22 protein-coding genes are annotated in these 23,809 nt (G+C 39.8%); 13 read left to right on the top strand and 9 right to left on the bottom strand.

Annotated elements, in window-relative coordinates:
* Positions 1-156: 156 nt before the first annotated feature.
* The 4 genes from AB669_RS13705 to AB669_RS13720 form a co-directional block, all read right to left on the bottom strand.
* Positions 157-1,221 (bottom strand): type I restriction endonuclease, encoded by a 1,065-nt coding sequence (locus AB669_RS13705; RefSeq protein WP_047799868.1) that lies wholly within the window; start codon positions 1,219-1,221, stop codon positions 157-159.
* Positions 1,222-1,318: 97 nt separating this feature from the next.
* Complete coding sequence (locus AB669_RS13710; RefSeq protein ID WP_047799869.1) at positions 1,319-1,990, bottom strand: response regulator transcription factor; 672 nt, start codon at positions 1,988-1,990, stop codon at positions 1,319-1,321.
* 6 nt (positions 1,991-1,996) lie between these two features.
* The gene (locus AB669_RS13715) at positions 1,997-3,688 is read right to left on the bottom strand and encodes a tetratricopeptide repeat-containing sensor histidine kinase (RefSeq protein WP_231582680.1); all 1,692 of its coding nucleotides are present in this window, start codon (positions 3,686-3,688) and stop codon (positions 1,997-1,999) included.
* A 135-nt stretch (positions 3,689-3,823) separates the two neighbouring features.
* Positions 3,824-4,021, bottom strand: a complete 198-nt coding sequence (locus AB669_RS13720) for a hypothetical protein (RefSeq protein ID WP_047799870.1) — start codon at positions 4,019-4,021, stop codon at positions 3,824-3,826.
* A gap of 303 nt (positions 4,022-4,324) precedes the next feature.
* On the opposite strand from AB669_RS13720, the gene AB669_RS13725 reads away from it, so the two are divergent.
* Positions 4,325-5,311: a hypothetical protein gene (locus AB669_RS13725; RefSeq protein WP_047799871.1), complete on the top strand. Its 987-nt coding sequence runs from the start codon at positions 4,325-4,327 to the stop codon at positions 5,309-5,311.
* Between the two features lie 13 nt (positions 5,312-5,324).
* On the opposite strand, the gene AB669_RS13730 is transcribed toward AB669_RS13725, so the two are convergent.
* Entirely contained in the window at positions 5,325-5,648 is a 324-nt protein-coding gene (locus AB669_RS13730; RefSeq protein ID WP_047799872.1) for a MazG-like protein, read from the bottom strand.
* 69 nt (positions 5,649-5,717) lie between these two features.
* Entirely contained in the window at positions 5,718-6,980 is a 1,263-nt protein-coding gene (locus AB669_RS13735) for an ATP-binding protein (RefSeq protein WP_047799873.1), read from the bottom strand.
* A gap of 115 nt (positions 6,981-7,095) precedes the next feature.
* On the opposite strand from AB669_RS13735, the gene AB669_RS13740 reads away from it, so the two are divergent.
* From AB669_RS13740 to AB669_RS13795, 12 genes are all read left to right on the top strand, one after another.
* Positions 7,096-7,554, top strand: a complete 459-nt coding sequence (locus AB669_RS13740; RefSeq protein ID WP_369799772.1) for a GyrI-like domain-containing protein — start codon at positions 7,096-7,098, stop codon at positions 7,552-7,554.
* A 79-nt stretch (positions 7,555-7,633) separates the two neighbouring features.
* Positions 7,634-7,876, top strand: a complete 243-nt coding sequence (locus AB669_RS13745) for a DUF6364 family protein (RefSeq protein ID WP_047799875.1) — start codon at positions 7,634-7,636, stop codon at positions 7,874-7,876.
* Positions 7,866-8,291 carry a PIN domain-containing protein gene (locus tag AB669_RS13750; protein ID WP_047799876.1) on the top strand — a complete coding sequence of 142 codons (426 nt, stop codon included), beginning with the start codon at positions 7,866-7,868 and terminating at the stop codon, positions 8,289-8,291. The genes AB669_RS13745 and AB669_RS13750 overlap by 11 nt, the downstream gene beginning before the upstream one ends.
* Before the next feature lie 368 nt (positions 8,292-8,659).
* Entirely contained in the window at positions 8,660-11,110 is a 2,451-nt protein-coding gene (gene thrA / locus AB669_RS13755; RefSeq protein ID WP_047799877.1) for a bifunctional aspartate kinase/homoserine dehydrogenase I, read from the top strand.
* An 84-nt stretch (positions 11,111-11,194) separates the two neighbouring features.
* Positions 11,195-12,127: a homoserine kinase gene (locus tag AB669_RS13760; protein WP_047799878.1), complete on the top strand. Its 933-nt coding sequence runs from the start codon at positions 11,195-11,197 to the stop codon at positions 12,125-12,127.
* Between the two features lie 15 nt (positions 12,128-12,142).
* Positions 12,143-13,453 carry a threonine synthase gene (gene thrC / locus AB669_RS13765; protein ID WP_047799879.1) on the top strand — a complete coding sequence of 437 codons (1,311 nt, stop codon included), beginning with the start codon at positions 12,143-12,145 and terminating at the stop codon, positions 13,451-13,453.
* 145 nt (positions 13,454-13,598) lie between these two features.
* Entirely contained in the window at positions 13,599-14,141 is a 543-nt protein-coding gene (locus AB669_RS13770; RefSeq protein ID WP_047799880.1) for an RNA polymerase sigma factor, read from the top strand.
* 248 nt (positions 14,142-14,389) lie between these two features.
* A complete protein-coding gene (locus AB669_RS21595) occupies positions 14,390-15,400 on the top strand; it encodes a FecR family protein (RefSeq protein WP_156166748.1) in 1,011 nt (336 codons plus the stop codon).
* A 1-nt stretch (position 15,401) separates the two neighbouring features.
* Positions 15,402-18,680 (top strand): SusC/RagA family TonB-linked outer membrane protein, encoded by a 3,279-nt coding sequence (locus AB669_RS13780; protein ID WP_047799881.1) that lies wholly within the window; start codon positions 15,402-15,404, stop codon positions 18,678-18,680.
* A 10-nt stretch (positions 18,681-18,690) separates the two neighbouring features.
* Positions 18,691-20,127 carry a RagB/SusD family nutrient uptake outer membrane protein gene (locus AB669_RS13785; RefSeq protein WP_047799882.1) on the top strand — a complete coding sequence of 479 codons (1,437 nt, stop codon included), beginning with the start codon at positions 18,691-18,693 and terminating at the stop codon, positions 20,125-20,127.
* Between the two features lie 17 nt (positions 20,128-20,144).
* Positions 20,145-20,756: a hypothetical protein gene (locus tag AB669_RS13790; RefSeq protein WP_047799883.1), complete on the top strand. Its 612-nt coding sequence runs from the start codon at positions 20,145-20,147 to the stop codon at positions 20,754-20,756.
* Position 20,757: 1 nt separating this feature from the next.
* Positions 20,758-21,894 carry a cytochrome-c peroxidase gene (locus tag AB669_RS13795; protein ID WP_047799884.1) on the top strand — a complete coding sequence of 379 codons (1,137 nt, stop codon included), beginning with the start codon at positions 20,758-20,760 and terminating at the stop codon, positions 21,892-21,894.
* A gap of 65 nt (positions 21,895-21,959) precedes the next feature.
* On the opposite strand, the gene AB669_RS13800 is transcribed toward AB669_RS13795, so the two are convergent.
* The 3 genes from AB669_RS13800 to metF all read right to left on the bottom strand — a co-directional run bounded on the left by AB669_RS13800 (position 21,960) and on the right by metF (position 23,776).
* Positions 21,960-22,379: a tail fiber domain-containing protein gene (locus AB669_RS13800; RefSeq protein ID WP_047799885.1), complete on the bottom strand. Its 420-nt coding sequence runs from the start codon at positions 22,377-22,379 to the stop codon at positions 21,960-21,962.
* A 76-nt stretch (positions 22,380-22,455) separates the two neighbouring features.
* Positions 22,456-22,758: a hypothetical protein gene (locus tag AB669_RS13805; protein ID WP_197082408.1), complete on the bottom strand. Its 303-nt coding sequence runs from the start codon at positions 22,756-22,758 to the stop codon at positions 22,456-22,458.
* 64 nt (positions 22,759-22,822) lie between these two features.
* On the bottom strand, positions 22,823-23,776 hold the full coding sequence (gene metF, locus AB669_RS13810; protein WP_047799887.1) for a methylenetetrahydrofolate reductase [NAD(P)H]: 954 nt from the start codon (positions 23,774-23,776) through the stop codon (positions 22,823-22,825).
* Between the last annotated feature and the right edge of the window lie 33 nt (positions 23,777-23,809).

Consider the following 23,809-nt stretch of genomic DNA (forward strand, 5'->3'; position numbering starts at 1 on the left):
AGTCTTATTGATCGTATCGATATATCGTCTATAGGGAATCATAACTTCTTTAATTAAATGTGTACTCGCGTTCCTTTTCCAAAAAAATGCGGGATCGCCTACTTACGTCCCATTTGTAGAATAGGGCAATCCCAGCATTTTTTAAAGAGAGGAGCGTTATTGGTAATTTTCTAATGTTTGATGTAATTGATTTCGGAAACTGTAAATCTCGTCGAGGCTGTACAATTGCTTCTTTTCGCCGGCATCTTTGCCATTGGCGAAGGTTTCGAAATATTTGTTTGCTGTATTGAAGTGTAGTCGACAAAGAGGTTTGCGATTGTTATCATCTAGCAGTATACCGAAATAAGATTGTGTATCGCGGGGAGCAATCCGTTCTGCACCTATCTTTTCTCGCAGTATGGCCTTAACGATTTGGAAAGCCTCAAGCTCTTCGTCGGTCGTGATAATTTTAGACTCGCTGCTTTCGGTAACTGGCTGTGCTTTGCCATCACTTTCTGGCTTAGCCTTTTCATTAATATTTAATGCGGACTTTAAACGATCGCTAATGGATTCATTTATTGAAAGTGTTAAAGCTTTTTTGGCATATTCTTTAAACGTGGCCATTCTACTTGCAGTAAGCGGCTTGTCGAAGAAACGGTTAACCAGTAGTTTAACCAGTTCATCGCTGGGGTTTTCTATTTCTTTCTCAAACTCTTTCCTAATGGCTTTGATGTACTTTAATCCTTCGGCCGAATCTAGTATGTTTTCGAGGCTATATTCATTTTTGGTGAAGCTCTCCAAAATCTTGATGGCGTTATCTTTCAGATCTTCAATATCGATGGTTAAAAAAGGCTTCTCATCCATGATGTTAGGCTTCTCCAGGTCCGCATAGAAGTTATATACGGTACCGTTCGTAAGTACGCCAAACCTGGCCTTTGAAACATGGTAGTAACGGTGGAGTTGGGAGTTATGGGCATCGGCACTTTCTTTCCAGTGCTTACACTCAAAAATCAGAATGGGCTCATTGTTTTTGCGGATTACATAATCTACTTTTTCGCCCTTTTTGGTACCAATGTCACAGATGTGCTCGGGGATTACTTCTGTCGGATTAAAGATATCATAACCGAGGATTTGAATGAAGGGCATAACAAATGCATTTTTGGTGGCTTCTTCAGTGTTAATCTGATCTTTAAGTCCAACTACTCTTTGGTGTAGTTGCTCGAGCTTTAATTTGAGATCCATCGTGAGGGTGATTTTGATTTAATCAAATGTAGCGCTAACCACTCACCTGTTTTTACGGGAAACCGTAAGCCTCGAAAAAAAAATATCTGGAAATCTGCTAAATAATGTTTTTGTCTTTGCAGTAAGCAATAAGCTGCTCATTTTTTGTGAATCCAAAGATAGCCTTCATTGATCCTAGTTTCTTTTCAACGCTGCTTAACCCGAATGGGGTAATGCTATTTGCCTGCAGATAATGCGGAATGTCTTTTTGTGAAGTACCCTGCGCCAGTTGTGAAATGATTGCCAGTTCGACAACGCTGAAGTCATAATCAATTTCTGCTTTCTCTTCCTTTTTGAGGTTTCCTGATAAATATCTGCCGCCCTTGGAAATGGTTTCAATAGCTAATTTAAGATCCTGACTGTCTCTGCGTCCTTTGGGTACATATGCATCGATATCACATTCTTTAAACAGATGTTGAGCAACTGAAAGACGATTTTCTACGGAGAAGACCAGTATTTTTAAATCTGGCTGAACATCTTTTGCCGCTTTGATCAATGCATTTCCGGTTGTAATGATTTGTTTGGTATGATCGTCATCGAACGACAAATCGGTAATCAGCAAATCATAAGGATTACCTTCGCTCATTGCCTTTTTTATGCGAGCCAAAGCATCATCGCAATAATAAACCTGATTTTTTATATCGTGTGAAATTCCCAGGTCTTCTAATGCCTTTTGTACCGATATGTTTGAACTTTCATAATCTTCTGCGATTAATACTTTTTGTAACATAGTTCTTTATAAGTGAATTGGAAAAGAAATTTGAATCTCTAATCCGGCGTGATCTACATTTTCAAAAGTAATGTTGCCCGAAATGTTTTCGATACGGGTTCCCGTACTGGTTAGGCCATTATTAAAATTCACTTTATCAGGAAAGCCAATGCCGTTATCCTGATACTTAATCTTTGCTTCATTTGTTGTTCTGCTAAAGGTTAATTCCACAATATTGGCTTTGCTATGTTTCTTCATATTTACCATTAGTTCCTGTAGAACCGGTTCCAGCTCTTGTTTGGCTGCAAGTGAAACATCCTTCCAGAAGGCTGAGTCATTCCCATGCAACCTCACTGTTGTGGATGATGAAGTAAATGAGTGAAGCATTTTGCCGATCTGTTCATGGAAGAGATTTGTAGGAGGTGTGGGCACTGATTTATCGTATGAAATATCCCGCGACTTTTCATACATATATTCAATTTTATCCAAAATACTTTCTTTATCTATTTCGGGTTGATTTTCTATCTCTGTCATTACGCGGTACAGTCCGTTGGCTACTACATCATGCACTTTTTTAGAAGTTTTTAAGCGGTTTTCCTGAATGGTTTTCTCCGCTTCCAGGGCCAAAGTTTGTTTGCGTTTCCGGTACCAGAAAACAATAAAGATCGTTCCGGCGATACCGAGCAATATAACGCCAGCGAGTATAAGTTCTCGTCTGGCAATTTGATATTCTTTATCGGCATTTTCCTTCTGTAATTTTAGATTCTCTGATTTGTTTTTTTCCGAATCATACCTTATTAAAGCAAACTGATTTTTAGCAGCGCTTCTGGCGGTTTGTATGCTATCGTTTAAAGATTCGTATGTTTTGAAGTATTGCTTCATTTTTTTCGGCGGACTCAACCGAATGAGTTTCTGCAGTGCCTGAAGTTGGTCGTCAGCACTCCCCGCTTCTTTTGAAACATGGAGCATTTTTGCGGCATAGCTGAAAGCTATAACAGGATTTGATTCTGCGTAGTAGTCAGCAAGTGAAGCATAGCTGGAATTCATGCCCCACAAATCTCTCTCCCGTAAACGTATATCCAATGATTTCAGTAAGTCTGGAACAGGGTTGAATAACCTATCCTTTTGCCATTTGGTATTCGAAATGTTTGTCAGCGACATTGCATAATGAAGTTTATCTTTCCAGTTCTCTTTCAGTATCTGATTGTAAATGTTTAACGCATTTTGGTAATCTCCAGCTTCCTGGTAAGAGTTGGCTTTATTGTTAAGGTAAACAAGCCTTTTGGTTGAGTCATTGGAAAATTGTACAGCTGAATCGTAAAATTTAATTGCATTTTGATGCTGTTTAAGATGAGCGGTAGCGATACCCAGATTATTGAAATTCGCACTGAGTTGGATACTGTCTTTAGAATTGTTTTTTTTGAAAAAAGGTATAGCGCTTAAAGAGAGCTCTTGTCCGCCAAAATAATCTCCTTTATCTGTGGCAATGATGGCCATATTAACCAGACACCTACCTACTTTGGGACTGTCATTTTGCTTGAGGAAAACTTCTTTAGCTTCGTTAAAATAAAAATATGCACTATCTGATTGTTGCTTATCTCTAAATTCAAATGCTTTATCATAAAATACATTCTGAATTATTTTTGATGAGGTGCCTTGGTTTTTTGAGCAAGCGAACAAAAGACAAATAGAAGCGAGAGGAAGTGAATAGCGTTTCAAATCTTAGTTTTTAACTAAGTTAGAAATTAATAGCTAAAATGTTTGCTGTGAATTCGAATTTAACAATGCTCGGCTTTTTCAAAACACTATGATCTCAAATTCGATGCATCTGAGACCATAGTATTTGACTACAAATTAACCACCGATTTGATCTTTCGGCGGAGGTGTTTGTCCGGTATTGCCACCTGTGCTGCCACCGCCATCATCATCGCCCTCGTCTCCTCCGTCTTCAGTTGTGGAGTTAACTTGTACAGTACCCTGTCCGGTGTTTGTATTTGGACAATTTGGGGAAACTAGTCCCATTAGAATAGCAATAAAGATTGGTAAAAACATGATTCAAAAATTTTAGAATTGAAATACTGTGTAGGTCCCCGCGACCCATGCGCGGGGCTTGCTACGATGTAGTTCAGAAGGCCTTCTGAAAATTTTTGGGAAGTGATGAGTTTCCATCGCGGGAGCTTTTTAACTGCTTCCCAAACCGGTTATTGGCAACCGCGATTTTCACTCGTTTTAGCAATCAGTGTTTTTATAAAGCGCGATTAATTAGAAGGCGCTTTCGCTGTTTGCTGATACAAATGTAGAGGGGTAAAATTTTAATAGTTAGGGAATTCCGATCTTTCCGGTTGATTTCCGGTAATGCTTGATAAGTTCCGGAATTTCCGTTTATTTGCAGAAATTAATGCCTCAATTATGCCTGTAGACCATAATCATCCTGTATTTAAAGAATACGAACGTAGAAAAAACCTGACGACTCTATCATCAAATTTGCGGGAGCCAACGCCTGCATCTTTGCGCAATGAATGTTTAGCCGTTTATGATGAAAAGGGTGAGCAGACAAACGAACCTGCATTAAGGGCTTTCCTCGGTTCATTAAATAATGGAGAAACTTACCGGAGTAAAATCGTAAATATTGATATCGATAGATTCCGGCCTTTAGTCTATTTTTTGAAGAAGACTATTAAGACGACAAACAATGTAAATACTGAGCTTTTAAACTGGTTGATGGGAGAAGAAAACAAAGGAGGTATTCCATTACCTCCAGCCTCACCGATTCCACCAGTTTCCCCGATTTCTCCACTTCCACCGATTTCTGAAAAGCTCAGTTTGTGGGATAAACTAAGCATTTTTATCAGGCAGTCGAATTTCTCTTTCATTCTGTTGATTCTTCTTCTCGGTTTTAAGATAATCTTTTTTTTCTGGCAAGAAAATACGTTATCTATTAGAGAACCGGAAGCAGACCAAAAATGTATGTACTGGACGGGTTATCACTACGAACCAATATCATGTGATAAAACTGCCGATAACAGTATCGTTATTCCATTGGATCTGAATAGGATGAAGTCGATGAAGAAGTTACCTTTCTTTATAAAAGTAACTAAGCGTGATATCGGAAGATTGTGGTGGGGAAAAGTAGATGGCAGTCCGGAATATTTCACTGATAGCGGTATCCATCCAGTCGATACGACAAAAAGATTATTGCCTTTATCGGCTTATATGGTTGCCAAGTATGAAACCGAAAAAAACTTAATCATCGATCTCCTTACATGGACCTATTATATCACGATAGGCGTTTTATGTGGGCTTCTTATATTACTTTTTCGTAAAAGGAGGGTAACGAGCTAAAAGTATGTTATTACTATTCACCCATTAGTGTTTCTGTTTTGGTGAGGAAGGTTTCGGTACATTCATTGATATCCATACCCATACGATCTGCGAGTGTTGTGAGCCACCACAGGCATTCACCTAATTTATGCTTCAGTTCTTCTTCAGTGTCAGGCTGGGGCCAGCGACCTTGTTGCGACATCACTAATCGGCCTACTAATCCTGCATCGGTTAAAAAAGCCAACGCATCTTCCTCTATTGTCCATTCGCTGCCATGATGTTGCCTTTCAAGTTGATGGTATTTTTTACGAATGGCTGCTGTACGTTTTTTGATTGTTTCGAGGTCGAGATTTTTCATCTGATTTTTTGTTTAGTATAGCTGTTATTAAGCCGCTAATTATTTACTGGAAGATTTGGTGCTTAGCCATTAGTTAAAAAGACTTTTCAGCTGTGTCCGCTCTTCATCTGCCAGTGGAATAATTTGTTCGACAAGGGAAATTAGCGATTCTTCATTATTGAGCTGCTGACTGATCAAGGCCAATATCATTTTCTCCTGTACTTCATTAAGCCCTTTGAATATCCGTGGCTGGATGCAATACAATTCTTTTACGAAATTTAGGAGCTGTTGTTTTACCTCCTCTCCTTCCTGGCTTAAGCCGAATGCAGGTAGGCTATTGGTAAGTTCAAGCCTTTTAATTAACTCAACTGCGGCCTCATCCCGTACAAACTCTTTTTGTTTTGATGCCACAATTTTTTGTAACTCTTTGATCAATTGTTTGAAGATCGGGCTTTGAGGGTTAGAGCCGAATAGGTTTTCTGATGCGTCGGTATCGCTGAAATTGAAATTGTCGAAATAATCTGATTCAATATAAACGCTATGGTAGAAGTTGATGGCATTGTTGTTAAAGGAAGTAAGCTGTTTGAAAACTTCCTTCTTGCTGTTGTCGAGAAAATAGTAGTAAAACTTATCCCCTATTTTTTCATTCCAGCGTACAAAGGTAATGGTGAAGTTAAATCTGGATGTGGAGGCATCTGCAATTTCCCGATGGAATATTTGATGGTCGGCCAGGCTGTCTTCGTAGCGGATAGGTGTGCCATTGATGCATAGCTGATACTGATGTTTACTGTTGAGCAGCAGAAACCATCCAAATTCATGCTTGAGGTAATTGATAAACGCTTCGCTTGAAAATGAGTAAGCGGTAACGCCAAATAAATTAATCAGCTTGAGTCTGGTTCCCGTTTGCTTTAGCTCGTCAATGGTTCTGTTTTCATCGTAATAATAGTCCTTATTGGAGGCATTGATGCTTACATCGTAGTTATAATAATTTCCTGTTTCTTCATCGATGTAGGTGGTATTCCATACGGCTGATTGGGCAAAAGCAATGAATGAAAAGCGGCCTTTTCCTTTTTTACCTCTTACATATGAAGAACGCTGGTCTTTACCGCGTTTCAGCGAATCGAGGAAAGAGCCAAATGTTTGTTGAAGGGAATGGAGGTTAATTCCACTGCCATTATCAATAATTTCGATGGAGGGGATGAAGTCGATTTCGTTGGTGTCGAACACGAGGTCGATTTTACTGGCCCCGGCATCAAAGCCATTCCAGATTAATTCGGCAATGGCTTCTGTATATTCTCTGGTAATGCCCGAAAATTCTACGCTGTTATTATTGATGCTGACTTTATTTTCCATAGGGATATTGAATGGAAACAAAAATACTAAAATAGTTAGTATGGGAAAGGGGTTTGGAGTAATTTCAGCTTAGATGTTGGATAATTTTTTAGCTTTGATTAACCATTAAATATCCATAGATCATATGAACAACTTTAATATTATTGGAATAGCTGTTGAAACCACCAACAAAGACAACAAGGCTGCAGCAGATTTAGGTAAGCTTTGGCATGAGTTCTATGCTCAGGAAATTTTTAATAAGATTCCGAATAAAGTAAGCGAGGACGTTATTGCGGTTTATACGGACTATGAAAGTGATTATACGGGCAAGTATACCGCGATCATTGGTCAGCGTGTGAGTTCGTTAGCGGATATTCCGGAAGGGCTTTTGGGTAGGAAAATCGAAAATGAACATTACAAAAAGTATACCGCCAAAGGGGAAATGCCCGCCGCGGGTGTAACGACCTGGCAGGATATATGGGCCAATGACGGCATGCTGAATAGAAGTTACAAAGCAGATTTTGAGGTGTATGGGGAGAAGTCGCAGTTAGGGCCGGATTCGGAAGTAGAGATTTATATTGGGGTGAAGCCTTAATACCAAATAGCTAATTCTACAGAATACCAACGAGGGGAGTAATGCGTATAATGAAAAATTATGCGTATATTTGATAGTTATGAAAGCAAGGGTTAATTTGACAATTGAACAGGATATTTTAACTAAAGCGAAGAAATACGCTTCAGAAGTTGGAAGTAGTGTTTCTGAATTGGTTGAAAATTATCTTTTAAATATATCTAAGACAGCTGATGGGCAATCTTTGGTTGACTATATTGACAATTTAAAGGTTCCTGAAACCGATAACGCGATAGATTTCAAAAAACAATATTTCGAAGATATGGCTCAAAAATATGGCGACTAAGATTTTTTTAGATGCCAATGTTGTTTTAGATTATGTTTTAAAACGTAATCATTATTTAACCATTAGAGAATTGTTCGTATTAGCCCAACAATCTAAAATTAGATTTTATATCAGTTCATCCATAGTTCATATTTTAGGCTACATCCTAACTAAAAATCTTGGTTCTGCTGTGGCGAAAACTACAATTCTAAAATTGCTGGATAGTATTCATGTCATTGATGGCAATCATGCAACAACTATTTTAGCGTTACTTTCAGAAAATCCAGATATTGAAGATGCACTTCAGTTTGAAATTGCTCATAAAAACAAAATGGATTATTTTATAACTTCAGATAAGAAGTTTCAAAGATTTGGAATACCTAAATTACCAATTATTGATGTTATTGAGGCTGCCAGGCTTTTTATCAACATTTGATGGCGATACCTTTGCCTGTTTTAGTTTCGAGTATAAAAAATGCTGCTATTACATCCAATTAAACGTTTTATTAAAAAATTTTCAAATAATTTTTAAAATTGTTTGCAATTAAGAAAAATAATCTGCTACTTTACGGTGTACAAAATACACGAAGAGCAATGATTTTTAACACTTCAATTATTACAACGATTATTATTACCACCGGTATAAACCAGCGGGGCTAATTTGTTGTAAATTGAATTAACATAAAAACACAGAAAGCGCCCCGATAGAACTCGGGGCGCTTTTTTTTTACCAAAAACCATAGAAACTGCACACAACCAAATTAATTAACAAGCAAAGTGTAAGCTTCATTAAAACCAAAAACAATGAAAGTACTCAAATTCGGCGGCACATCCGTAGGTTCGGCCGAGAACATTAAAACGCTACTGAGCATATTAGCCCAGGAAAAATTACAAAGCAATCCGGTAGTTGTATTATCGGCAATGAGTGGCGTAACCAATTTGCTGACGGATATGGCCGAAAAGGCTGAGCGTGGCGAAGATTACGACGCATCTTTAAAAGAAATTGAGGCGAAGCACTTTGCGGTTATTCGCGCTCTTCTACCGGCGGCAGCGCAAAACCCGGTGTTTACCCGGCTTAAAATTTTCTTTAATGAGCTGGAGGACCTATTGCAGGCGGTAACCAATCTGCGTGAACTAAGTCTGCAAACCAAGGATCAGATATTGAGCTATGGCGAACGTTGTTCATCATTCATGATTGCGCACATTGCCTCCCAGCAATTTGCAGAAGCGCTTTATGTAAACGGTTCAGAGCTGATTAAAACGGATAGTAATTTCGGACAGGCAAAGGTTGATACTGAACTAACTGAAATGCTGATTAATGATTTCTATCAGGCGAACAGTACTAAAGTGCTTTTTGTAACGGGTTTTATCGCCAGTAATTCGGCCGGAAGGGTAACCACATTAGGTCGTGGAGGATCTGATTACACTGCTGCGGTTTGGGGTGCAGCCTTGACCGCTGAAGAAATTCAGATCTGGACGGATGTAAACGGAATGATGACTGCGGATCCACGGATTGTGAAAAAAGCTTTTTCATTACCGGAACTGAGTTATACCGAGGCCATGGAGTTAAGTTATTTTGGTGCCAAGGTGATTTACCCACCTACCATGATCCCCGCTTTCATGAAGAAAATTCCAATTGTAATCAAAAATACTTTCGAACCAGATTTTACAGGTACTTATATCAAAAGCGATGTTAAAACATCAAGCTTACCCATTAAAGGGATCTCTTCCATCGATCACATCAGTATCATCAACCTAACCGGTAGTGGAATGGTAGGTAAGGCTGGTTTCAGCGGCCGTTTGTTCTCGCTTCTTTCGCGTGAGCAGATCAATGTGGTGTTGATTACACAGTCTTCATCTGAACATAGCATCACTTTTGCGGTGAAGCCTACAGATGCAGGACAAGCCATCAGTTTAATCAAAAAGGAATTTGAACTGGAACTTGATGCCAATAAGCTGGCTTTACCTGAGGTAGAAAATAATCTTGCGGTGCTGGCTATCGTTGGTGAGAATATGAAACGTACACCGGGGATGAGCGGAAGATTATTTAACGCTTTGGGCAGGAATGGTATCAATGTACGGGCAATTGCACAAGGATCTTCGGAGTATAATATCTCAGTGATTATCAGCGCTTCTGATTTATCGAAAGCAGTAAACGCCGTGCACGATGCATTCTTTACAGATTTAAAACGTACGCTGAATATCTTTTGCCTGGGAACGGGAAATATCGGAAAGACTTTATTCAATCAGCTGAAAGAGCAAATGCCTTTTCTGGCTGAGAATAATGATTTGCAGGTTAAAGTTGCCGGCATCAGCAACACCCGTAAGATGATTTTCAATACGGATGGATTATCGCTTGAAGGTTGGGAAGATGAACTGAATGTTAACGGTGAGCAGGCTGATCTTGCTGGCTTCGTAGCGCGCATGAAAGCATTAAATCTGCCAAACTGTGTTTTTGTAGATAACACTGCTGCAGAAGCACCAATTGAATTTTATCAGGGCATTTTTGAAAGCAGTATTTCGGTAGTGACCTGCAATAAAAAAGGTAATTCGGCCGGCTACGCACAATACAAATCGTTTAAAGATACGGCCCGTAAGTTTGGGGTTGATTTTTACTACGAAACCAATGTTGGGGCTGGTTTACCGATCATCCGTACGCTGAAGGAACTGATGATGAGTGGCGATAAAGTTGCCCGCATCGAAGCCATTCTTTCAGGAACCATCTCTTATATCTTCAATAATTTTAAAGGTGAAGCTGGTTTTTATGAAACGGTAAAAGAGGCACAGGATTTAGGCTATACTGAGCCAGACCCCCGTGATGATTTAAATGGAAAAGACTTTATGCGTAAAATGTTAATTCTTGCACGGGATGCCGGCTATCCCTTAGAGGCTGAAAATGTTAAAATTGATAATATTCTACCAGAAGCCTGTTTGAAGGCTGATACAGTGGAAGACTTCTATACAGAGCTGAAAAACAATGCAGCCTATTTTGAGGATTTGAAAAATCGTGCGGCGAGCGAAGGAAAGGTATTGCGCTATATCGGGAAACTGGAAGATGGTGATGTGGAAATCAGCCTCCAAATGGTAGATGACAGTCACCCGTTTTACATGCTTTCGGGAAGTGATAACATCATCTCCTTTACTACCGACAGGTATAAATCACGTCCATTGGTGGTGAAAGGGCCTGGTGCAGGTGCAGAGGTTACCGCGGCCGGTGTTTTTGCAGATATTATAAATGTGGGATCTTTAAGCTAAGATCAATAAGAGACAAATGATAAAATGGCGGTATCAAATCCTGAATTGATGTTCAGTGCTGATACCGCTACCTGATAATCAAAAATGAAAGATAGTATAAAAGTTTTCGCTCCGGCCACGGTTGCCAATGTAGTATGTGGTTTCGATGTCCTCGGATTCGCAGTGAATGAGCCGGGTGATGAAGTAGAAATGCGTTTGACCGATACACCCGGAGTGGTTATAAAGCGTATCACCGGAGATGATGGTCGTTTACCTTTGGATGCGGCTAAAAATACAGTGAGCGCCAGTGTTCAGCATTACCTGCAACATGTAAACCGCTTAGATGTGGGCGTGGAAATTGAATTGCATAAAAAGATGCCTATTGGCAGTGGGTTAGGTTCAAGCTCGGCCAGTACGGTGGCAGGTTTATTTGCCATTAACAAATTGATGGGAGATTTATTAACGGCTAAAGAACTGGTTCCCTTTGCCATGAAAGGTGAAGAACTGGCTTGTGGTTATGGCCATGCCGATAATGTAGCCCCGGCCATTTTGGGGGGCTTTGTTTTGGTAAGAAGTTATGAACCACTGGATGTAATCTCCTTGCCAACGCCCGCAGGAATGTATGCCGCAATTGTTTATCCGGAGGTGGATGTACCCACAAAAGATGCCCGCCAGATGATACGCAGTAAGGTGTTTTTGAAAGATGCGGTGACGCAGTGGGGAAATGTAGCAGGTTTGGTTAGCGGCTTGTTTATGAATGATTTTGATTTAATCGGGCGCAGTATGAAGGATGTTTTGGTAGAACCTACCCGTTCCATCCTGATTCCGGGTTTTGAGGAGATGAGAGCAATTGCCATGGAAAACGGTGCCATTGGTTTTGGAATTTCAGGCTCGGGTCCATCAGTTTTTGCCTTGACAAAAGATGAAGAAACCGCAAAGAAAATAACCAAAGCACAGCAACAGCACTTACATAAAATCAATATTAACAGCAAAGCATATGTTTCTTCGGTTAATGCCGAAGGACCGAGAGTGCTGTAAGACAACCTTCCAATCATGAAACTATATTCAACCAATAATAAAGATTTACGTGTTTCTTTTAAAGAAGCCGTTTTTAATAGTATGCCACAGGATAAAGGCCTGTACATGCCTGTGGAGATTCCGCAGCTCGATCCGGACTTTATCGAAAATATTGATAAATACTCGCTGCCTGAAATTGCCAATAAGGTAGCTTCGGCCCTTTTAAAAGATGAAATTCCTGCAGCAGACCTGAAAGCATTGATTGAGGATGCCATCAATTTTGAAGCGCCCGCAGTAAAGCTGGCGGATAAAACTTTTGTGCTGGAACTTTTCCATGGCCCATCGTTGGCGTTCAAGGATTTTGGAGCCCGTTTTATGAGCCGTGTGATGGCTTATTTTTTAAGGGACGGCGAACAGTTACTGGATGTATTGGTTGCCACATCAGGAGATACGGGTGGTGCAGTAGCGTTGGGCTTTTTAGGGGTGCCGAATACCCGTGTAACTATTCTTTATCCGGAAGGAAAGGTGAGTCCGATACAGGAATTGCAGTTAACTACAAATGGACAAAACATCAGGGCCATTGAAATTAAAGGCACTTTTGACGATTGCCAGGCTTTGGTAAAACAGGCTTTTGCCGATGCTGAACTCAATGCAAGCTTCCGACTGACATCTGCCAACTCGATTAATATTTCCCGTTTAATTCCGCAAACATTTTATTATTTCAATACCTATGCCCAGTTAAAAAGGCAAGGCCTGGAAGAGGTCATTTTCTCGGTACCTAGCGGAAATTTCGGAAATATTGGCGCGGGATTTCTGGCCTATAAACTAGGCTTACCGGTTAAGCAATTTATTGCTGCGACCAATGTTAATGATACCGTTCCGAGATTTTTGGAAACAGGCGTTTACGAAACCAGGCCTTCTACGCAAACTTACTCCAACGCAATGGATGTTGGTGCGCCAAGTAACTGGGTACGGATCATGGATTTATTTAAAGGTGAAATCGACTTATTGAAAGAAGTGGTTACTTCATATCGTTTTACGGATGAGGAGACGCTGGCAGGGATCAAAGAAATTGATGCAAAGTTTGATTATGTTGCTTGTCCGCATACCGCCATTGCCTATCTGGCCATTGAGCAATTCAGAAAACAAAATCCTGAAGATAGAAGCGCAGCTGTATTTTTATCTACCGCCCACGCTTGTAAATTCCCGGATATTTTTCCTGAAGATATTGCTGCTAAAATTGAAATTCCGGAACAGGTGACTGCTTTGGTTGGAAAACCAAAACAAGCTGATCAGCTGGGCATTGATTTTGAAGGTTTCAAAGCTTATTTGCTTGCTAACGCGTAAACAGATAGCTTAACTCATACTGGAGATTTGGAATTCAGCTGCCCAAATCTCCATTTTACGTCGATGTAAGTCGCTGTTTTATAAATACTAAAAGCCTAATTAAGAAAAATTCTAAATAAGGGAATAATCTCTTATCTTTGCGGAAATGAAAGCCGGGCTTTGGGACAAAATTCGTGGAGGAGATTCAGGTGCAATGCGAATGCTATATCAGGATTGTTATCAGGATTTGTATGCTTATGGATTTAGAATTTTGCCCGATAGACAGGTTGTCCAGGATACGCTTCATGAGCTTTTCGCCGGTATCTGGTTAAAAAGGGATACACTTGGACAGGTTGAATTTGTGGACAGCTACCTAAAGACGAGTCTTCGCAATAACCTGATCAGGGAGTCGAACAAGTCAAAGAAATTCATCAGCATAGATGATATTCCTTCACTCCTCACCATTAACGAACATTCTTACGAACAATTGCTCATCGAATCGCAGTTTATAGCTGAACGGAAGGACAAAATATCGCATGCGATAGATGCTTTAACGCCCACACAAAGGGAAATTGTAAGGTTGAAGTTTTTCGACGGGATGGAATATGATGCCATTGCGAGGCAACTTGAGCTTAAATCCCGTACGGTGTACAACCATGTTTATGCGGCCATTTGTACGCTGAGGGAAAAGCTACTGCAGAAGCACTAAGAATTTACCACCTAAGATAGGTAAGAGCATGTTAGTATGTTTATCAGCCGCGGCCTTGATCACCACCTAAGACGTTTAATAACAAGCTAGTTTCAAGTTACGCACTTGATTACCCACCTAAGACATGCAATAATACTTCAGTTTTTAAACATTAATAAAAAAAGTAAAAAAAATCTGGTAAAAACAGGAGGTTGCTTACTCTATAGCTTAAACCGAACAAAACATCTTTTACCTTTTTACTTTTTGCCGTGGATTACACTTTGTTTCATGCTGAAGATTTTGCAGCAGATGAATCTTTTAATGCTTATTACCTGAAAACAGATGCTGCTGCGGTAGCATTCTGGGAAAGCTGGATTAGCCTACATCCTGAAAAAATGGATGAGGTGTATAATGCGGAACAAATTCTCGCCACATTGTACCTCCGGTTGGAAGATGAAGATTTGCAGATGGCTTTTGCTAAGTTCGATGATTTTCTGCAAGCTGATGCCGCCGATACAATGCCTTACGCACCGGATAAACCTCCGTTGTTAAATACCCGCGTGATGACGTCAGTTGGCGCCCTTGCCGTACTTTTAATCGTGGGTTTTTTCTTCGTTAGGTTTAACATGGCAGAAAAATCTTTAAGTTATGTTACTTATCACAATGGTTACGGTAAAATCACTCAGCTTAGCTTAAGCGATGGGACAACGGTTACATTGAATGCAAATAGTTCGCTAAAATACCCCAAATTTTTTGCTGCAAAGAAACGTGAAGTGATGCTTGAAGGGGAAGCATTCTTTGAGGTGACTAAAGATCAGGCACGACCCTTTTCAGTGAATGCCAAAGGCACGAGGACAACTGTTTTGGGTACGAAATTCAATATTTCAGCTTATCCGGCAGATAAAAATACTGTGATTGCATTGGTCGAAGGAAAGGTACTGGCAGAGGCTAACAGAGGAGAGAAACTCCTGCTTAAGCCTTCGGAAATGGCCACGTTTAATGGTACTTCCAGACATCTGGTTAAAAGCAGCGTTGATATAGCAGCCATTACAGGATGGAAATCAGGATTGCTAATTTTCAAAGAAGCAGGATTCGAAGAAATTGCTGCCCGGTTTTATAATGTTTATGGCATTCAGCTAGTTGACCATACCAAAAATACCAGATGGAGTTTTTCCGCTCAGTTTGATAAGGCCGACTACATCACCGTGATCAAAAGCATATGCTTTTCTAAACATTTAAAATTCAAACAAACCCAGAACACCATCATATTAACCCGATAAAATGAAGAAAACTTACTCCCGTTATTTATTCAGACTATTATTGCTCTTCTCTCTCACACTTTCCATTACGAGTTATGCCCAGGTAAAAGCGCCTGAAAAAACTGCTGTTTCGATAAATGTTGTCAATAGGCCATTGGCCGAAGTATTAACAATCATCGAAAAACAAAGTGGTTACAAGTTTAACTATGATCAAACCGAGGTGAATATCAATCAAACGGTGAGCATTAAACAAAAATCAACCTTGAAACAAACGCTTGATGGTTTGGCCGGGCAATTGGGTTTGGCTTTTAATATCAATGGGAACTATATTTCTATAAGGAAAGGCCCGAAAGCTAGTCCCGTGCAGACCAGATCGATAAGCGGCCTGGTTACTGATGCAAAGACCGGGGGACCAATGCCGGGAGTTAATGTGTTTATTAAAGGTACCAGACAAGGTGCAGTAACTGATGCCAATGGTAAGTTTGTATATAAGCTAAACGGAAACAGTGTTGATAACCTGATCCTTACTTTCAATTTCGTTGGTATGAAAACCCAGGAAATTAAAGTGGGTAACGAAAATTACTTTAATGTAAAGTTGGAGGATGATGCCCTGGGAATGGATGAAGTGGTAGTAACCGGATCATATACGAGTGATAAGAGACGTGAGGAAGTGGTGGGGAGCATTGAACAGATCACGGCAGAGCGGTTGCAAACGGACCGGCCTATCGAAAGCTTCGACAAGATGCTTGAAGGGCTGGCTGCTGGTGTACAGGTGGAAACAACAACTGAATTGAATACACCTGTCAGGATTAACATAAGAGGAATAGGATCATTGCCAACAATAGGGTCATCAAGAACAACTTCAAGTCAGCCGCTATATGTAATCGACGGAATCCCTGCCTATGAACAACAAAAAGGAAATGAAGGAACGGTTTTTAACAACGAAAGTTACCTAAATCCCTTGTCGAATATCAATCCTGATGATATTAATACGATATCCATTTTGAAAGATGCCACGGCTTCTGCCTTATACGGGGCTAATGCGGCTAATGGGGTAATCATTATAACAACAAAAAGAGGAACAATAGGAAAAACGACTGCTAACTTTAGTTATGATACAGGAATCTCTTCGTTCATTAACGAATATAAATGGTTAAGTGGCTCTCATTACTACAGCCTGCTACGAGAAGCTTATATGAATGCCGGAACATCAGCTACCCAGGCTTCTCAATTAGCAGGAAGCAAAACAATTAACACAGACTGGTTTGAATTGACTCAGAGAGATGCCGTTTATCAGAATGCAGGGATTGATATTTCAGGCGGGGCTAACAAAACATCATTTAGGTTCTCTAGCGGTTACCGCAAACAAGAAGCGACTTCCATTGGCAACGATTTGCAAAAAATTTATGCACGTTTACGAGTAGATCACCAGCAAGACAGGTTAAAGCTGGGCTTTAATTTAAATCCCACTTTTACCAAGAGCAGCAATTTATCAAATTATGGTGGAGTAACACTTGTGCCAAACATTTCTCCTTATGCTGAAAATGGAACGTATCAGGATATACAGGGTGTTCCAAATCCCTTAGCAATTTTAGAACAGAATGAAAACCGAAACCAGGGGATACAACTGCAGGCGAGTGCAAATGCGAGCTATCAGATCACAAAAGAAATTTTGATATCGGGGACTTTTGGCGCTGATAATTATCAGAACAAACAAACACAATATTTTTCAGCAAATAACGCGACTGGGAGGAATGTCAATGGAAGACTTGAGATCTATGATCGTAACTATCTTGGATACATAGGATTCCTTCAGGCCGGCTACGATAAGACCTATAAAAAACACACCGTAAATTTTTTGATAGGGTCGCAGGTTGAGAATAAGGATACTGATTTGTTAAGGGGCGCTGGAACCGGATTTACATTCGATCGCCTTAGAACTCTTGGTGCCGCATCTTTACAAACCTCTGCTTCATCTACTTCTTCTTCGGCAACTATTTCATACTATTCGCAGCTAGGGTACGACTTTGATAAAAAATATTTTGCAAATTTCAATGGGCGTTTAGATAAATCGTCCATATTCGGTGGCGATAAACAAATTGCATTCAATGGTTCGGCAGGTCTAGCCTGGTTAATCAGTAATGAAGATTTTTTAAAAGGTAATAGAGTTCTTTCGTCTTTGAAATTGCGGGCTACATATGGTTCAACGGGCAACTCACGAATAGGAAACTATTCTGCCAGAGGTTTATATAGTTTTGGTACTAGTTCTGGCGATTTATATAATGGTAACGTTGCTTCATATCCAGAGTCATCCTCTGCCCCGAATCCAGATTTGGGCTGGGAGAAGAATCACAAATTGAATTTTGGTTTAGACTTTACCTTATTTAAAAAAGTTCGGCTAACCGCAGAGTATTTCAACAATACAATTATAGATCTAATTTCATCTGTTAATGTTCCGCTGGAAACGGGTTATTCTACAATTTCTGCAAATACAGGTAAAATGAGGAATTCAGGATTTGAACTCTCTGTAAATAGCGAAATCATTGAAACTAAAAATCTTAACTGGAATTTGGCTTTTAACCTGGGAACGGTTAAAAACACCATCTTATCATTTAATAATGGCTACTCTGCACTTTATTCTACAGCTGCAGATGCTGCGGCATTAAGAGTGGGAAATAGCGCAAACGCAATTTATGGTTACCAATGGGCAGGAGTAGATCCTCAAACAGGAACAGAACGTTTTTATGATGCCAATGGGCAAATAAAAACAGCCAGCGAGATTAATGCATTGCCAATAACTTCAACTAGCGTATTGGCTAATAGATTACCTAGTTTTCAGGGTGGCATGGTAAATAGCTTCCGTTTAAAAAACTTTACCTTCTCTTTTAATATTTTATATAGCTACGGTGCCAGCAAACTAGTGAATTATATTGATGAAGGCGACGGAAGAAATTTACAAAGCAGAAACCAAAGTGTAAATTTGGTAGACAGGTGGCAGAAGGCCGGAGATATTACGGATATACCGAAACTATTAATCGTTAGATCAATAGTGCCAAACTCATCGCGATACCTGATAGATATAAGCTATATAAAACTTTCAAACATCTCTGCAGGATATCAAATTCCTAACCGTATCGCCCGTAAGCTTCATCTCAATAGTGCTTCCGTATTTGCTAATGCTACTAACCTTTTTTATTGGTATAAAGATTCGGGAATAAAGGGAAGAAACGGGGTAGCTGAAAAAAGATTTACTTATCCTGAAACCTCTGCACTAACAGCTGGAATAAAAGTGGGACTCTAAAAAAATAAACATGAAAAAATATTCTATAATCATACTTGGTCTTATTATTATCAGTTTGTCCTCTTGTGAAAAACTACTGGATAAAGAACCTACTGATAAATTATCTTTAGAAGATATTTTCAAAGACGTTGCGGGTGCAAAAACAGTTCTTGCGGGTTCGTATAAAGCATTACTTGACGATAGTCATTATCAGAAGAATATGATGGTTTATCCGGATATCTTAGCGGGCAATATCAAATTTAGTAAAGCCGCAAATCTGCGTTTAGAAGACGTTTACAATTTGAACCAAAATTCGATAGAATCGACGATGAATACTAGCTATACGATGATGTATAGTGAACTGAATAATGCAAATAATATTATTAAATATACTCCTCTAGCAAATGGCGCTGAAGCGGACAAAAACAAAATTGTTGCTGAAGCAAAATGTATCAGAGCACTTATACATTTCGATTTGGTTCGGATTTTTGCAAGGCCATTTAATTATACAGCAACGGGCTCGCATCTTGGAATAGTTGTTTTAACACAGCCACAGCTTTTCTCAGATCCGGCGCCAAAACGTGCAACAGTGGCCGAAACTTATCAAGCCATTGTTAAAGATCTTAACGAAGCTATAGCTATATTGGGTGATGACAATACTGGTGTATTAAGTGCTGGATATAAACAAAATTATTTTACCAAGTTGTCTGCTAAAGCACTTCTTGCGAAAGTATATCTTAACCAAAACGATTGGGATAAGGCATACGCCTTAAGTGACGAGATCATCAAAAATGGCGCATACTCATTACTCAGTAATGCAAATTATGTTGCAAGCTGGACCGGCAGAATTCCATCTGTCGAATCTATTTTCGAGCTGGCAATAGAATCTACTTTCAGCGGAACAGGACTTGGAGGCTATTTCGATTCTACCAATGCATCCTCATATAGAATGTTTGCTGCCACCACCGATCTTATGAGCTTATATTCTGCTACTGACGTTCGTCGTACTGCATCCATGTTTAATACCGTTGCCATCAGTGCTGTAAACTATTCCTTTACAAAAAAATACGCACTCGGCGGTACCTCTCAAACACCGATCAAAATTCTCCGCTTATCGGAATTGTATTTAATCCGTGCAGAAGCGGCAGCAGAAAAAACGACACCTGACTTTACTCAGGCCAATGCAGATTTAAACGTTATCCGCAAACGTGGTGATGCGAATGCATCGACCCTGAACTTAGCAGTAAAGGCAGACTTGATTGATGCCATTTTATTGGAGAGAAGAAAAGAACTGGCTTTTGAAGGTAATTTGTTATTTGATTTGTTGCGTAAGAAAAAAGATGTATTGCGTGTGGATGTAGCTGCAACAATAAAGAATTTGCCAACAAACGACCCCAAACTGATTATGCCTTTGCCAGCAACCACAGTAAATGCTAATATTAATATGGTTCAAAATCCGGGCTACTAATTTTTATGAAACAACATATGAAAAAACTATATTCACTTCTTTTAGCACTGATTATTTTCACAGGCTGTAAAAAAGATCAGCCAGCTGATAAGTTAGATTTATATCCTGATCAGCCGGTGGCAACGGCTAACTCATCAACAATAGCCGTGTTCCACCAATCAACAGCATTTTACCAGATGTTTGTTTATCGTTTAGAACCTACAACAAATACATGGGGTTCAAGAATTGCGAGTCATTTTTCCACAGTCTCAGTGTCAGATCCGAGTTTTCTTGGTTTCACAAATGCTGGTGTAGCAGATAGTGGAACGGCCATGTTCGATATGGTTCGGCTGTACAGTACATATACGGGAACAACAAATATCAAGACTGTTAAAATTAATGTCGATCAGGTTTTGCAATTCTTCCCGGACTATGCGGGTGCCAAAACGGGTATCGTAAAAGTAAAAACCCAGGATGTTACCTTAACGAAATCTGATGCGACAACTTTTAAAATTGGCATGACCGGTAGTGGAACCTATGATGAGAATACCAAAGTAATGGATTTGACTATTACTTTTAATGAAGCAGCTATCGGAGGAACGACCAGGACATTCCAGTATAAGTTGAGTCCTACAGCCTTATCACTTTAAAATGAAACGACTTTTATTTATTGCTACAATACTTATTCTCTTTGTATGCACCACAGCTTTCTTGCAGAATGAGGAATTTAGTATTGCGCAGCTACGCGAGCTGTACAGCAGTGATCAATCGCATTGGCCTAAACCCGATCTGGATGAGGAATCGAAAGCAGGATTCAGGGATATTGGCTATCTGGGGCGGCCGGTTTATCCCACATCCAATCCTTATTCTGCAGAGAAGGAAAAATTAGGGAAGCTGTTATTTTTCGATCCGCGTATGTCGGTATCTAAACAAATTGCATGTGCTTCCTGTCACGATCCGGAACTGGGCTGGGGCGATGGCAAAAGGGTAGCTTACGGGCACGACCGCCAGAACGGTAAACGGAACGCGATGACCATTTTGAACACCGCCTTTTATAATGAGCTTTTCTGGGATGGCCGTGCAACAAGTCTGGAAGATCAGTCTGGCTTCCCGGTGAAGGATCATGTGGAAATGAATACCGATTTAACCATCATGGTTAAAAACATTAAGGCAATTAAAGGATATAAAGATTTTTTTAATAAGGCTTTTGGTTCAAATGAGATTACCCTGGAAAGGATTCAGCAGGCCATTGCCACCTTCGAAAGGGGTATTGTAAGTACGAACAGCAGGTTCGATGCCTTTGTACGTGGCAATAAAGCCGCGCTAAAGGACGATGAAGTTATGGGTTTGCACTTGTTCCGTACGAAGGCGCGGTGTGTCAACTGCCATAATACGCCCTTGTTTAGCGATAACAAATTCCACAATGACGGCCAGACACTACTAGGGTCGAAGTTTGAAGATTTGGGAAAATATAATGTGACCAAAAACCTTAAAGATGTGGGTGCATTCAGAACACCTTCTTTAAGAGAAACAAATATTACTGGTCCGTGGATGCATCATGGAAACTTTCCTTCCTTAAGAGATGTAATCGAATTTTATAACCTGGGCAATCCTGTCGCCTTGCAGAAGGCGTTGCAGTCGAAGATTCCGGATTCCCTAAGAACGCCGAAGTCGGCAATATTAAGAAAGTTAAATTTAACGCAGCCAGAACAACGACAGCTGGAGGCATTTTTGAAGTCGGTTAGTACTCAGGTGAACAAAATTAATCCGCCCATTCTTCCCGACTAGGTAATGCTAATAATCCGATGAATACCAATACTAAACTGGTGTTCATCGGATAAATTGAGCTGATTTTATTTAGCGTTTTGAGATTTTAATGAACTCAATTCGCGTTTCAACTCCTCAATCTGTGCCTGTTGTTCTTTGATGCTGGCCACCAGTAATGGAAGAAGGCGCTCATAATCAACTTTGGTAAGGGTTGCCGCATTGAAAGCATTTTTACCCGCAGGATATTGCTTAGCTTCCACTGCAACTACAGATGGTACAGCTGTTTTGGCATCGGCACCCACAAAACCATATTGAGAGGTTGAAGGCAGTTTCAGCTTTTCAACCCAGGTTTTATCATAATTAAAGCTAACGGGTTCGAGTTTGGTAACCATTGCTAAAGCATTGTTAACCGGTTGAACATTGGTTTGTGCTACTTCCTGGGCTTTGACCTGGAAAGATACAGCCGCTAAAAATGCAGCGAAAGAAAATGAAATTGCTCGTTTCATATAATTAGGTATTAAAGTTTATAATAAAATACGTCCCCGCATGTGATGCAGGGGCAAAAGGGATGGGTAATAAATTTTAAATGGCTGGCGGAGGAGTGAGTACCTCAGGAAAATAAGCCAATTGAAAAAAATGATCAGGGATGATTATTTTTTGTTGAATGCATGGATAATGCTCAGCTAAGCTTACCAGAAAGAATTGATCGGTAAAATATTCCGGTTCGATTTTCTTCTCTTCCTTTTCGGTAGAATCTTCATTCATTGAAGCAAGCTCTACAGTGGGATTAGTCAGTTTCAAATAGCTCATTACATTGCACACCTTTAGAAACAAGGTTAATGCAATGCACATGATGACTAAATATTTGAAACAAATCCATCTCATTCCTACAAATATAAGTTGTACAGATTAAAAACAGATAAGGATTTATAGATGTTTTAAGAAAAGCTTAAAATATGGCCCTTGCGATTTGTTTGGTTTGTTCAGGTTTCCCCATCGTATAAAAATGCAGTACCGGAACCCCAAAGTCCATCAACTCTTTACATTGCTTAATCATTGCTGCAGTACCAATTTCTTTTGCCTCAGCATTGTTTTTAGCATGAGATAAGGCATCGGTAAGCTCCTCAGGCAAATCGATATGGAAAATTTTCGGTAACACATTTAACTGTGTTAAGGTGCTTATGGGTTTTAATCCGGGGATAATAGGCACATTAATATCATTCTCCCGACATTTTTTTACGAAGTCAAAATACTTCTGATTATCGAAAAACATTTGGGTTACGATGAATTCAGCGCCCATGTCTACTTTTTTCTTGAGGTATTTGAAATCGGTGTTTAGATTTGGGGCTTCAAAATGTTTTTCCGGGTATCCGGCTACCCCGATGCAGAAATCACTTTTGAAAGTTTCAATATCCTCGTGTAAGAATTTTCCTTCATTGTGGTTCTTAATGTGCTCAATAAGATCTGTGGCATAGCAGTGACCACCTTTTGTGGGAATAAATGAGCTGTCTGCAGAACGCGCATCACCACGTAATGCCAAAACATTATCGATACCCAGAAACTGTAAATCGATTAAGGCATTTTCAGTTTCCTCTTTAGTAAAGCCTCCGCAAATTAAATGCGGAACAGCATCTATTTTATATTTGTGGATGATTGCAGCACAGATGGCAATTGTTCCCGGACGCTTACGGTAGGAAACCTTTTGTAATAAACCGTTTTCCTGCTCTTTATAAATATAATCTTCCCGAAGGGAGGTTACATCTATGAATGGAGGATTGAACTCCAATAATGGGTCAATTGCATCGTATATCCACTGGATGCTTTGGCCTTTTATCGGTGGTAAGAGTTCAAAAGAGAATAACGTTTTACCGTTTGCGTTTTTAATGTGGTCTATTATTTTCATAACCCAAAAGGGGCTTTTAGTTTGGTTCGTTTA

The sequence above is a fragment of the Pedobacter sp. BMA genome (assembly GCF_001027745.1).
Taxonomy (GTDB): domain Bacteria; phylum Bacteroidota; class Bacteroidia; order Sphingobacteriales; family Sphingobacteriaceae; genus Pedobacter.

Excerpts from the sequence above, each read along its gene's own strand:
- AB669_RS13705 (WP_047799868.1), bottom strand. The coding sequence starts at position 1,221 with ATGGATCTCAAATTAAAGCTCGAGCAACTACACCAAAGAGTAGTTGGA.
- thrC (WP_047799879.1), top strand. The coding sequence starts at position 12,143 with ATGAAACTATATTCAACCAATAATAAAGATTTACGTGTTTCTTTTAAA.
- AB669_RS13730 (WP_047799872.1), bottom strand. The coding sequence starts at position 5,648 with ATGAAAAATCTCGACCTCGAAACAATCAAAAAACGTACAGCAGCCATT.
- AB669_RS13790 (WP_047799883.1), top strand. The coding sequence starts at position 20,145 with ATGAAAAAACTATATTCACTTCTTTTAGCACTGATTATTTTCACAGGC.
- AB669_RS13770 (WP_047799880.1), top strand. The coding sequence starts at position 13,599 with ATGAAAGCCGGGCTTTGGGACAAAATTCGTGGAGGAGATTCAGGTGCA.
- AB669_RS13750 (WP_047799876.1), top strand. The coding sequence starts at position 7,866 with ATGGCGACTAAGATTTTTTTAGATGCCAATGTTGTTTTAGATTATGTT.
- AB669_RS13745 (WP_047799875.1), top strand. The coding sequence starts at position 7,634 with ATGAAAGCAAGGGTTAATTTGACAATTGAACAGGATATTTTAACTAAA.
- AB669_RS13780 (WP_047799881.1), top strand. The coding sequence starts at position 15,402 with ATGAAGAAAACTTACTCCCGTTATTTATTCAGACTATTATTGCTCTTC.
- thrA (WP_047799877.1), top strand. The coding sequence starts at position 8,660 with ATGAAAGTACTCAAATTCGGCGGCACATCCGTAGGTTCGGCCGAGAAC.
- AB669_RS13710 (WP_047799869.1), bottom strand. The coding sequence starts at position 1,990 with ATGTTACAAAAAGTATTAATCGCAGAAGATTATGAAAGTTCAAACATA.
- AB669_RS13805 (WP_197082408.1), bottom strand. The coding sequence starts at position 22,758 with ATGAGATGGATTTGTTTCAAATATTTAGTCATCATGTGCATTGCATTA.
- AB669_RS13725 (WP_047799871.1), top strand. The coding sequence starts at position 4,325 with ATGCTTGATAAGTTCCGGAATTTCCGTTTATTTGCAGAAATTAATGCC.
- AB669_RS13720 (WP_047799870.1), bottom strand. The coding sequence starts at position 4,021 with ATGTTTTTACCAATCTTTATTGCTATTCTAATGGGACTAGTTTCCCCA.
- AB669_RS13785 (WP_047799882.1), top strand. The coding sequence starts at position 18,691 with ATGAAAAAATATTCTATAATCATACTTGGTCTTATTATTATCAGTTTG.
- AB669_RS13795 (WP_047799884.1), top strand. The coding sequence starts at position 20,758 with ATGAAACGACTTTTATTTATTGCTACAATACTTATTCTCTTTGTATGC.
- AB669_RS13800 (WP_047799885.1), bottom strand. The coding sequence starts at position 22,379 with ATGAAACGAGCAATTTCATTTTCTTTCGCTGCATTTTTAGCGGCTGTA.
- AB669_RS13735 (WP_047799873.1), bottom strand. The coding sequence starts at position 6,980 with ATGGAAAATAAAGTCAGCATCAATAATAACAGCGTAGAATTTTCGGGC.
- metF (WP_047799887.1), bottom strand. The coding sequence starts at position 23,776 with ATGAAAATAATAGACCACATTAAAAACGCAAACGGTAAAACGTTATTC.
- AB669_RS13760 (WP_047799878.1), top strand. The coding sequence starts at position 11,195 with ATGAAAGATAGTATAAAAGTTTTCGCTCCGGCCACGGTTGCCAATGTA.